The organism is Wolbachia endosymbiont of Drosophila bicornuta, assembly GCF_028982105.1.
GTDB classification, from domain to species: Bacteria; Pseudomonadota; Alphaproteobacteria; order Rickettsiales; family Anaplasmataceae; genus Wolbachia; species Wolbachia pipientis.
Genome location: NZ_JAPQLF010000076.1, coordinates 1 through 10,289, shown reverse-complemented (window position 1 = coordinate 10,289; position 10,289 = coordinate 1). Strand labels below are relative to the sequence as shown.

The 10,289-nt window shown below is 35.1% G+C and carries 13 protein-coding genes, 2 tRNA genes and 1 pseudogene; 10 read left to right on the top strand and 6 right to left on the bottom strand.

Translation table 11 applies throughout. The features are described 5' to 3' along the window. The 4 genes from OZD68_RS01955 to OZD68_RS01940 all read right to left on the bottom strand — a co-directional run. Nucleotides 1-127 (bottom strand): PD-(D/E)XK nuclease family transposase (locus tag OZD68_RS01955; RefSeq protein WP_275008866.1); only part of this gene is annotated, 127 nt, incomplete at its 3' end. Between the two features lie 305 nt (nt 128-432). Continuing rightward, nucleotides 433-2,244, bottom strand: a complete 1,812-nt coding sequence (gene glmS / locus OZD68_RS01950) for a glutamine--fructose-6-phosphate transaminase (isomerizing) (protein ID WP_182309421.1) — start codon at nt 2,242-2,244, stop codon at nt 433-435. Nucleotides 2,245-2,324: 80 nt separating this feature from the next. After that, nucleotides 2,325-2,696, bottom strand: coding sequence for a preprotein translocase subunit YajC (yajC, locus tag OZD68_RS01945; protein WP_182309386.1), 372 nt, complete (start codon nt 2,694-2,696; stop codon nt 2,325-2,327). Between the two features lie 137 nt (nt 2,697-2,833). Continuing rightward, nucleotides 2,834-2,910: transfer RNA gene (locus OZD68_RS01940), tRNA-Asp, on the bottom strand. Between the two features lie 191 nt (nt 2,911-3,101). On the opposite strand from OZD68_RS01940, the gene rpsB reads away from it, so the two are divergent. Genes rpsB through OZD68_RS01905 form a run of 7 tightly spaced genes read left to right on the top strand, consistent with a single transcriptional unit; the run spans nt 3,102 to nt 7,697 of the window. Next, a complete protein-coding gene (gene rpsB / locus OZD68_RS01935; RefSeq protein ID WP_182309385.1) occupies nt 3,102-3,950 on the top strand; it encodes a 30S ribosomal protein S2 in 849 nt (282 codons plus the stop codon). Next, a complete protein-coding gene (tsf, locus tag OZD68_RS01930) occupies nt 3,931-4,791 on the top strand; it encodes a translation elongation factor Ts (RefSeq protein ID WP_182309384.1) in 861 nt (286 codons plus the stop codon). Before rpsB ends, tsf begins: the two co-directional genes overlap by 20 nt. Nucleotides 4,792-4,807: 16 nt before the next feature. After that, the gene (gene pyrH, locus OZD68_RS01925) at nt 4,808-5,545 is read left to right on the top strand and encodes a UMP kinase (RefSeq protein ID WP_375138386.1); all 738 of its coding nucleotides are present in this window, start codon (nt 4,808-4,810) and stop codon (nt 5,543-5,545) included. A 7-nt stretch (nt 5,546-5,552) separates the two neighbouring features. Next, a complete protein-coding gene (gene frr / locus OZD68_RS01920) occupies nt 5,553-6,110 on the top strand; it encodes a ribosome recycling factor (RefSeq protein ID WP_155968563.1) in 558 nt (185 codons plus the stop codon). 5 nt (nt 6,111-6,115) lie between these two features. Next, nucleotides 6,116-6,379 carry a hypothetical protein gene (locus OZD68_RS06570; RefSeq protein WP_039964055.1) on the top strand — a complete coding sequence of 88 codons (264 nt, stop codon included), beginning with the start codon at nt 6,116-6,118 and terminating at the stop codon, nt 6,377-6,379. A 6-nt stretch (nt 6,380-6,385) separates the two neighbouring features. Next, nucleotides 6,386-7,081 (top strand): polyprenyl diphosphate synthase, encoded by a 696-nt coding sequence (uppS, locus tag OZD68_RS01910; protein ID WP_182309382.1) that lies wholly within the window; start codon nt 6,386-6,388, stop codon nt 7,079-7,081. Next, entirely contained in the window at nt 7,071-7,697 is a 627-nt protein-coding gene (locus tag OZD68_RS01905; protein WP_015589049.1) for a phosphatidate cytidylyltransferase, read from the top strand. Before uppS ends, OZD68_RS01905 begins: the two co-directional genes overlap by 11 nt. 16 nt (nt 7,698-7,713) lie before the next feature. Here the strand turns inward: OZD68_RS01905 and OZD68_RS01900 are convergent, their stop codons facing one another. Then, nucleotides 7,714-7,905: a zinc-finger domain-containing protein gene (locus OZD68_RS01900; RefSeq protein WP_006279326.1), complete on the bottom strand. Its 192-nt coding sequence runs from the start codon at nt 7,903-7,905 to the stop codon at nt 7,714-7,716. Nucleotides 7,906-7,973: 68 nt separating this feature from the next. Continuing rightward, nucleotides 7,974-8,480 carry a pantetheine-phosphate adenylyltransferase gene (gene coaD, locus OZD68_RS01895; RefSeq protein ID WP_182309381.1) on the bottom strand — a complete coding sequence of 169 codons (507 nt, stop codon included), beginning with the start codon at nt 8,478-8,480 and terminating at the stop codon, nt 7,974-7,976. Nucleotides 8,481-8,559: 79 nt separating this feature from the next. Between coaD and OZD68_RS01890 the strand changes: the two genes are divergently transcribed. The 3 genes and pseudogenes from OZD68_RS01890 to OZD68_RS06565 form a co-directional block, all read left to right on the top strand. After that, nucleotides 8,560-8,632: transfer RNA gene (locus OZD68_RS01890), tRNA-Phe, on the top strand. Between the two features lie 228 nt (nt 8,633-8,860). Next, nucleotides 8,861-9,724 (top strand): gamma-glutamyl-gamma-aminobutyrate hydrolase family protein, encoded by an 864-nt coding sequence (locus OZD68_RS01885; protein WP_375138385.1) that lies wholly within the window; start codon nt 8,861-8,863, stop codon nt 9,722-9,724. A 201-nt stretch (nt 9,725-9,925) separates the two neighbouring features. Beyond that, a pseudogene (locus OZD68_RS06565) lies at nt 9,926-10,289 on the top strand (hypothetical protein); the annotation flags it as partial.

Here is a 10,289-nt window from a genome sequence, read left to right as displayed (position 1 = left end):
TATTTATCTCGGTAAACCCTAAAATATCATTCAAAAAATGTATGAGAATATTCTTATTTTTTTCAGTGCCAAAGATTCTTTTAAAGGTTAAATCCAGCTTAGGGTCGAGAAACTTAGATAAAGCCATAGCCAAAGTGCTTAAAAATATTAATAATTATACACTATTATTAACAATTATTCAACCATATTTTTGAAGATAGCTATGCCGCCGCGAACCGTCATACCGCCGCGGTATCTCTAGATCCCGCTAACAAGCAGCTGGATGACGAATTACTTAACCGTCATACCACCGCGAACCGTCAACCGCCGCGGTATCTCGCCATAGATTCCGCTAATTAGTAGCGGAATGACGATTGTGTATCGTGTTTTGCTAAAAATCACAGAATGCAGTCTGGTTACCTTATTAGAAGTTTAGCTTTAACTTTAAATGGACTACTCAACCGTGACAGACTTAGCTAAATTTCTTGGACAATCTGCATCTAACCCTTTTTTTGCTGCAGTAAAGTAAGCAAGGAATTGCATAGCAACACTGTAGATGATTGGAGAGATAAAATTATCAGTGTCTGGAAGTTGCACCACATCTGCGCAAACTCCCCTTAGGAATGGCGCTCCTTGTTTATCACTGAAGGCAATTACTTTGCCTTTTCTTGCAATAATCTCTTGTATATTAGATAGCGTTTTAAAGAATAAATCATCATAAGGGATAATTGCTATAACAAGCACAGTAGAGTCTATTAAAGCAATAGAACCATGCTTCATTTCTCCCGCTGCAATACCAGTTGTATTGATATATGAAAGCTCTTTTATTTTCAATGCGCCTTCCATTGCAACTCCGTATGAACTTCCTCTGCCGATTAAAATAACGTTATTGTGTTCTAATATACTGCCCGATATATGTTGTATTTTCATCACATTCAAAACGTGCTCAACATACTCGGGAATAGAGTTAATAGCGTTGCTTAGCTGTTTTATTCTCTCTCCACCCAGTATACCTTTTATTTTTCCAAGCTCCACGGCAAAGCATGCTAAAGTTGCAAGTTGCGCAGAAAAGGTTTTTGTTGAAGCAACACCAATTTCTGGCCCAGCAAGAGTATGTAACACAATATCTGAGATCTTTTCAATGCTGCTGCTAAATGTATTAGTTATACTAATGATTGTTTGCTTCTGTGATTTCGCATAACGCAGCGCTTCTATGGTATCTGCAGTTTCGCCAGATTGAGAGATGAATAACCCAATGCTGCCTTCTTCTAGCTTGACGTTGCTATACCTAAATTCTGACGAGATTTCTAGATATACTCGAACTTGAGCGACACTTTCCAGCCAATACTTCGCTATTAGCCCAGCAAAATAAGATGATCCGCATCCAACTATAGTAATGTGATTCAGTTCAGAGAATAATTTTTTGTTGACCTCTTTATATTGCTTGTAAAATTGGTTTATTGTTTTGTTTAATGCACAAGGTTGCTCAAAAATCTCTTTTAACATGAAGCTAGGGTAACCATTTTTGCTAATTAGAAAATCACTTGGACTACTATTTTCTATACTGCGTTTAACTTGTGTACCATTGTTGTATATACTAACTCCACTAGATTTTATCACTGCAATGTCATCATCTTCCAAATGCGATATTCTTTCCACAAATGCACTTAAAGCATTAGAGTCAGATGCAGCAAACACTGTGTTACAGTTATAGCCTATTGCTAAAGGCAAATTTCTCTTCGCAACAAATAAGGCGTCTGGATATTCTGCAAATAATAAGACCAAGGCAAATGAGCCGTGTAGGTTGTTTAAACACTTAAATAGAGAATCAACTGGCGACAATCCTTCATCAAGATATAAGGTTAGCATGTTTGGTATGATCTCTGTGTCAGTGTCAGTATGGAATGACATGCCCCTTTCTTCTAGGCCCTTTTTTAGCAGATTGTAATTCTCAATTATGCCGTTATGAGCAACAACAACGTTATTTGTACGAATGGGGTGAGCATTTTTAAGGCCTGGGACTCCATGTGTAGCCCAGCGAGTATGTGCTATACCAACTGTACTGTGAGACATCTTGCTGTCATCAACAACTTCACATAACCTTTTGACTTTACCTTCTGATTTTTTGACTTCTATCTCGCCTTCATTATTTATGATTGCTATACCTGAAGAGTCATATCCCCTATATTCCAATTTTTGCAACCCAGTTAGTAAAGTTGGTATTACTGAATCACCGCTACTTACTACACCAAATATTCCGCACACAAATGGATCACCAAACAAACTTTTTTCTAAACATGTTAAGCATTTTTGCCTTTATTACTGGTTGATTTATATTCTTTTTATCATTCTTTCGATTTTACCTTTTTAATTGGTTTAGCTGCTACTTTTTGAGTTTCTTTGCTTAAAACCTCAGATATAGCGGACTTTAGAACTTTTATCTCAACTTTTGGTGCTATTTCTATTATAAATTGTGCATTTGCCTCATCAACTTTATTAACTTCACCTATTATTCCACCAGAAGTAATGACTGTATCACCACGTTTTATTTGATCTATCATCTTTCTATGTTCTTTTAGTTTTTTTTGTTGCGGGCGAATAATGAGAAAATAAAATACCACAAATATTAAAATCAATGGAGTAAAACTAGCAAAAGATGCGCCGATACTTGATGTATTCCTAGTTGCATCTGCTGCAAAAACTTCAGAAATGAGCATATTTAATCCTAATTGTTAATGATAAAAACAAACCTATTTAAGTATTAATTACAATACCATGCCATGTCAAGTTTGGTGAAGGCGTTTCTCAATACCGGCAATAATACTGCGAATTCTAAGTTATGCTAAAACTAATATGGCGGGAGTGATGAGACTTGAACTCACGACCTCATGCGTGACAGGCATGCGCTCTAACCAACTGAGCTACACCCCCATAATTTCTTTTTAGCGTTTTCGGGCTTCAACTTTAAAGCTAATAAACATGTTGCCCTTTGTCAATATTTTTTGTTTGCGCTTTGCTGTCTTTTCTATTACTATGTAAATAATTTAATTTCACACATGGCTTGTACAAGTAGTCCCATTAGGGTTATGCCATGGAAGATGAACTATTTGGAGGAATGATATATGACAAATTTGCCTAAAGTCACTGTGCGTGATTTAGCTGAATCTGGTGTACATTTTGGTCACAAAATTAGTCGCTGGAACGCAAAAATGGCTCCATACATATATGGAGTGCATCAAGAAAATCGTATACATATAATTGATTTGCGAAAAACACTACCATTGCTACAGGTGGCCATGAAGGCTTTATATGACGTTGCATTTCAAGGTGGTCGCATTCTATTTGTTGGTACAAAGTTTCAAGCTTTTGATATTATTGCAAGTGAAGCGATTCGTTGTGGTCAATATTATGTGAATCATCGTTGGCTTGGTGGTATGCTTACTAATTGGGGCACTGTTTCTTCTTCGATAAAAACCTTGATGCAATATGAGAAAATATTAAATGACGAGGATAGCATTTTAACAAAGAAAGAATTGGGAAACATTGAAAAGAAAAAGCAAAAGCTTGATAAGGCGCTTGGCGGTATTAGAGAAATGGGAGCAATTCCTGATATCTTATTCATCATTGATACTAATAAGGAGCATATAGCGGTTAAGGAGGCTAAGAAGTTAGGAATTCCAATAGTTGCAGTACTTGATACTAATTCTGATCCAGATGGTATTACTTATCTAATACCTGGAAATGATGACTCAAGAAAATCAATAGAGCTCTATTGTAAATTAGCTACCGACTCTATATTAGCTGGAATAGAGTCTAGTCTAGCAAAATCTGGAGTTAAGGTTGATGATATAAGGGGTGATGAGTTTATTCAAGAAAAAGAAGATGGTATTGTGCGAACTAAAAGGAGACGTAGTAAAGTTTACAAAGAAGAAGAAAGGGAGGTAGTAACAAATGAAGATGAATCCAGATGATATAAGAGAATTACGTGATAGAACAGGGCTTGGCTTAAGTGACTGTAAAAAAGCATTAGAAGAATGTAATGGTGACATTAAGAAAGCCGTTGATAAGTTACGTACAATAGGTCTTGCTAAAGCTGACAAAAAATCTGATAGAGTAGCTTCAGATGGGCTCGTTGCTATGTGTTTGACTGAAAATTGTGGTGTATTGATTGAACTCAATTGCGAAACCGATTTTGTCGCAAGGAATGAGAAATTTATAGAGTTAGTTTTAAATTTAGCATCAATTGCTCATCAAGAACGCTGTACTAGCGTTGATGAGTTAAAAAATGCCAAGTATGAAAGCATTGGCACAGTGCAGGAAGCTATTATGAATGGTACGTCAGTTCTTGGTGAGAAGCTAGAGTTAAGCAAGCTTTGTTACTTAGAAGCTAAGGATGGAGTTATTGCTGGCTACGTACATGGTGATGCGCATGGCTTAGGTAAGGTTGGTGCTTTAATTGCATTGCAATCATCTGGTGATAAGGCGAAGCTACAAGAGATTGGGAAACAAATAGCTATGCATGTAGTTGCTATGAAGCCTGAAGCCTTGTCTATAGATGATTTAGATCAAATGAAGTTGAACAACGAACGTTCTATAATTGAAGAGCAAGTGAGGAGCTTAAATAAACCTGAAGAAGTAGCAAAAAAAATAGTAGATGGACGAATGGCTAAGTACTATGAAGAAGTTGTTTTACTGGAGCAAAAATTTATAAAGGATGATAAGATGAAGATTTCTGATTTTATAAAATCAAGCGAGTTGAGTGCTGTTAAACTCTCTAATTACAAGTTACTTGTTTTGGGTGATGCAGATTAAATAGCAAAAAATGTTTATTTCAACAAATGAAAAAAGCGAAATAAAATATTCCAGGGTGTTATTTAAAATCTCTGGTGAGGCTTTGATGGGATCAAAGCAATTTGGTCACGATATGGAGGCTATAGGTGAGTTATCTAAAGGCATAGTTGAAGTTTGTAATCTTGGAGTTCAGGTATGTATTGTTGTTGGTGGTGGTAATATCTTTCGTGGCACATCTGCGTCTTTAAGTGGTTGTGAAAGAGCAAGCAGTGATTATATTGGAATGCTTGCAACTATAATCAATGCTTTAATTTTACAAAACTTTTTAGAAAAAAATTTAGTAGCTTCTAGGGTATTATCTGCAATACCCATGGCCACTGTATGCGAACCTTACATCAGAAGGAAAGCTATTCGTCATTTAGAAAAAGGTAGAGTGGTAATTTTTGCAGCAGGCACAGGCAACCCATTTTTTACTACAGATACAGCTGCAGCCTTACGTGCTGTTGAAATGAATTGTGATGTTATTCTAAAGGGTACGCAAGTAAATGGTGTATACTCCGCTGATCCGAAAAAAAATGAGGATGCTGTAATGTATGATAGGCTTTCTTACACGGATTTATTGACTCGTGATTTAAAAGTTATGGATGCATCAGCAATTTCACTTGCTCGTGAGAATTCTATTCCAATTATAGTTTTTTCTTTGAAGGGAGAAAAAATAGTCAATATTATTAAGGGTCAAGGTACTTATACTATAGTTTCAGATTGTAAACATTAGGTAATTTATGTTAAATGAAATAAAAGCTAAAACAAAAGAAAGAATGCTAAAAACTATTCAGTCCTTTCATGATGATATTAAAGGCGTACGCACTGGTAGAGCTAGCGCATCGTTGCTTGATGGTATAGTTGTAAATATCTATGGTGGACATCAAAAGTTAAATCAGGTTGCAGGTGTTTCGGTTATAGATAACAAAACCCTATCAATTAAAGTTTGGGACATTAGTGTTGTAGGTGAAGTGAAAAACGCTATATTAAATGCTAACCTGAATTTAAATCCTGTTGTCGAGGGTAGCACCATACGTATAGCTCTTCCGGACTTGACACAAGAAACCCGTGAAAAATTAGTGAAATTATTGCATCAGTTTGCTGAAAATGCACGGATTGCCATTAGAAATATACGTAGAGATATTATGGAAGAAACAGAAAAAATGAAGGAAAATAAAGAAATCTCAGAAGATGATTTTCATGGTGCTAAAAAGGAAATACAAAATATTACTGATAATAATATAAAAAAAATTGATGGTGAATTGTCCATCAAAGAAAAGGATATACTGAATCACTAAATGATATGGAGAAAGCTTACATAGCAAATGATGTCATTCCAGTGCTTGACACTGGAATCCAGTCTTTACTATACAACTATCTGATGCACTTGTTTGAAATCAAATTTCCTGGATCCCAGTGTCGGAGCACTGGGATGACACCGATTTTGCATTCAAGTATCAACTATTGGTGTCACTACAGTAACTCTCTTCCTGTCATGCAAGTAGCTGACACCTTCCAGGTGTCGATTGAAATCCAAAAAATTTCACTCAAGTCAAAATTAGGTTAAATTTAAATGTTGAATCAAGAATCTTTACCGAAACATTTAGCAATTATTATGGATGGTAATGGTAGATGGGCAAACAATCAAGGAAGAGTAAAAATTGATGGTTATAAAAAGGGCAGTGAAGTTGCATACGATATTGCCAAGTATTGTACGGACCTAACCATACCCTACTTAACTTTGTATGCATTCTCTATGGAGAATTGGCTTAGACCCAAAAACGAAACTGACTGTCTATTTGATTTATTTTACTCCGTTTTAACTAATGAAGATAAAGTCAATTTCATTTGCAACTGTAACATTAAGTTGAATTTTATTGGCAATTTAAGTCTGTTATCCAGTAAAATATTGGATCAAATTAAAAAAGCAGAAGAAATGACACATAAGAACGATGGTTTATTACTCACTGTGGCAGTCAGTTACGGAGCAAAGCAAGAAATTACACAAGCTATAAGCAATATTATAAAAGAAAATATTGCTTATGTATCAGAAGAGGAATTTGAAAAATTTCTGTATACTAAAGATTTGCCAAAATTGGATTTATTAATTCGCACTGGCGGCGAAAAAAGGTTAAGCAACTTTTTATTATGGCAAGCAGCTTATGCTGAATTGTATTTTTGTGATACTTTATGGCCTGATTTTTCTTGTCAAGATTTGAGTAAAGCATTAGAAGATTATATAAAAAGAGAGAAAAAATATGGTAGATAATAATTTTATAATTAGAATGTTGTCCTCAATAGTAATATTATTCATATTTTCCTTTGCTACATATTTTAGTGATTTATCGTTTTACCTATTGATTTTTTCAATAGCAGTTTTATCTTCTTTTGAATGGTATAATCTAACCCAAGGAAATAAAATTTTATACGTTTTTGCATTATTATTGATTGCACTACCAAGCGCCTCATTAATATATTTATATAATCTACCACAGGGAAAATACGCATTAGTATGGTTCGTCTTAACCATTTGGGGAATTGACGTTACTGCCTACCTATTTGGCAAGAATTTTGGTGGAGCTAAAATTTGCCCAATTCTTAGCCCTGGAAAAACTTGGACAGGACTTCTTGGTGCGATTTTAGCTGGAGTAGTGTGCACAATTTTTGGATCAATATTTTTTGGTCTATTTTCAATTTTTTATTCTCCAATCATTGGCCTTGCAATTGCTATTCTAGCGCAACTTGGCGATTTCACTGAGTCGCTTGTTAAAAGAGCTTACGGTGTTAAAGATAGTGGAAATATGATACCTGGCCATGGGGGAGTGCTCGACCGTATGGACAGTTTCATTTTTACTGCCCCTCTTATTGCTATTTACATAAGCTAAGTCTGCAGAAGTGCCATTAGAGCTCATCCCTAGTCAGCTCCCCAACCGCTTCTACAGTGCAGTCATGGACAAACGTCTTTTCACAATAAGGGCAGGCTATTTCCTCTTCTTCTCCCATATCTAAATATATTAATGGATGGCCGGAACCCTCATCATTCTCATCACCATGACAACAAACTTTTCTATTATTAACCCTCACTTTTGACATGCTGCTCCTTTAGCTTATAACATTTTATATATTGAATATACCCATTCAGAAATAAAAAACAACAAGCACTATTCTCCATTTTTTATCCTATTCAGGTTAATCAATTCGTTTTGAACACCTTTTGATACAAATTTGCTAACATCTTCTCCTAATCTTGCTATTTCCTTTACAAAGCTTGATGAGATAAATTGAGTATCTTCAGAAGCGGGAAGAAATATGGTTTCGATTTCAGGAAGAAGTTTATAATTTACCCAACTCATTTGAAACTCGTAATCAAAATCCGACACTGCTCTTAATCCTCTAATAATAACAGAAGCATTCTGCTCTTTGGCAAACTTCACTAGCAACCCATTAAAAGATATAACATCTGCATCAATTCCTAGTCCCTTGATTTCATTTTCAGCCATGCCTGTGCGTAGCTTTGTGTCAAAGGCAGTATGCTTATTAACGTTTTCTGCAACTCCTATTATTAATTTATCGACTAGTTTACACGCTCTTTTGATTATGTCAATATGCCCAAAAGTTATAGGGTCAAATGTGCCAGGGTAGATTCCTATTTTGTCATTAATGTTCATCCTTTATTTTTATAAACTACTTTAAAAACTTTTGATAGACATAATAACATTTTTTATCTAAAAATAAAAGTATACAGTTGGCCTGATAGCTCAGTTGGTAGAGCAAAGGACTGAAAATCCTTGTGTCGCTGGTTCGATTCCTGCTCAGGCCACCTTCTCTTTCTTACCAAATTTACCTTTTTGTTGTAAAACGTTCTATAATATGTTATGATATTGATATAAGTGTTGGGAGGGTAAACTATATGTGTAGATATTATAGCAGAATATTTAATATCTTATTAATTATAGTTCTATTATTAAGCAATATTACTTATGCTGGCGTTAGTGAAAAATCGGCATCTCAACATGTAACCAGAAAAGAAGAACCAGCGTCAACTGTCTTGACGGCAGAAAATACAGTAAATAATGACGTAGTTGTTGGTTTGTTGAAAACGGAAGAAGCACATGAACTTGGGCTATCTCAAAATATCTATGAGATGTTTAATAACTTTGTGGTTAAGACTGTACTGATTGATTATAATAAGATAATTAGCCTTAAAAAAATTCAGACAGAGTCACTTAATCTCGCAAAACAAGATAAAACATTGGCAAAAAAGCTAACATTAGACCGAATAAAAGTTGAAGTTGCACAATTCATTAAAGAGCACAAAATAAATAGGATATTTATTCCGGATAATTTACATTCAGCACCCACTCCTTATCGCCAGCTTGTTACTGAAGCAATTGTAAAAATAGTTGATGATAACCCTGCAATTCATTTACTTGGCATATGTGAAGGCATAATGAATGCAAAGGGAATTGAAGTAGTGAGTGTTGTGAGTGATGAAGAGAAGCAAAGATCTCATTTAAAATCAGCACCTAATCCACAGAAAGAGGATGTACCTCTCCAGCAGATAAAGATCGTTCCAAATAGTCGTTTAGCAGAAGTAGTAGCCAAATTCCTAATACCTAATGAAAATGGCTGGTTTTCAACATATTTTCCAGATGCTCATTCAGGAGCAGTAGGTAATACACCAGAAAATAGAAGAAAATTGGAGTCACTTGGATATAAAGTTGCAGCATTTTCCAGTGAGGGGGTAATAGAGGCTATTGAAGATAAGCATGGTAATGTTCACTTTCAAAGTCATCCAGAAGCCCTTGTTGTGAAGTCAGATAAAAACCTCTATTTATCAAATCACAAGGAACGTCAAGTGTCTACACTAGTTGCTATAGCGATTATGAATGATTTTCTTTATCGTGCTTAATGGCTATAGCTTTAGGCTTACCGACGATTTGATAAACGATAGATTTGTCATGTATCCGTTCAGGCAATGGCGTCAACTTAAGGAAAAATATCAGCGATAGTGTATAAAATTTCTCTCCAAATTTTTTATCATTAAATTATCCAAAGAGTGCAAGGGACAGCACTTTTGTTTCTATTTTATTGCAACAAAAAAGTTTAAAATGTGTCTTTTTTAGGTGAGGCATGCAAAAAGGAAAAGATCTTACAAATTAAAAATGCAATATACTCGAAAACTTTTCAGAAAATCCATTGTGTTGAGTTTTACACGAACAAGCTTTTTCGACAGTATAGCACTTCTCGCAATAGTCCGAATAGGATAAGATATGTGCTTATGGCTATGGTAGAGCAGTAGCATATTATGATCTGTTCGGATTATTGTAAAAAGAGCTATATTTTCTATGATTTTAAAGTTAGTTAAAAAAAGTTTGGGAATAGAATGTAAACTTATGGAGCCATCGACATGTACCCTCAAAGCAAGCTTTTTCTAAAGCAAGGTATAAGATTTGCCATACAGGCTTTCAAGAATT

Excerpts from the sequence above, each read along its gene's own strand:
- yajC (WP_182309386.1), bottom strand. The coding sequence starts at position 2,696 with ATGCTCATTTCTGAAGTTTTTGCAGCAGATGCAACTAGGAATACATCA.
- rpsB (WP_182309385.1), top strand. The coding sequence starts at position 3,102 with ATGACAAATTTGCCTAAAGTCACTGTGCGTGATTTAGCTGAATCTGGT.
- tsf (WP_182309384.1), top strand. The coding sequence starts at position 3,931 with ATGAAGATGAATCCAGATGATATAAGAGAATTACGTGATAGAACAGGG.
- frr (WP_155968563.1), top strand. The coding sequence starts at position 5,553 with ATGTTAAATGAAATAAAAGCTAAAACAAAAGAAAGAATGCTAAAAACT.
- OZD68_RS06570 (WP_039964055.1), top strand. The coding sequence starts at position 6,116 with ATGGAGAAAGCTTACATAGCAAATGATGTCATTCCAGTGCTTGACACT.
- uppS (WP_182309382.1), top strand. The coding sequence starts at position 6,386 with ATGTTGAATCAAGAATCTTTACCGAAACATTTAGCAATTATTATGGAT.
- OZD68_RS01905 (WP_015589049.1), top strand. The coding sequence starts at position 7,071 with ATGGTAGATAATAATTTTATAATTAGAATGTTGTCCTCAATAGTAATA.
- OZD68_RS01900 (WP_006279326.1), bottom strand. The coding sequence starts at position 7,905 with ATGTCAAAAGTGAGGGTTAATAATAGAAAAGTTTGTTGTCATGGTGAT.
- coaD (WP_182309381.1), bottom strand. The coding sequence starts at position 8,480 with ATGAACATTAATGACAAAATAGGAATCTACCCTGGCACATTTGACCCT.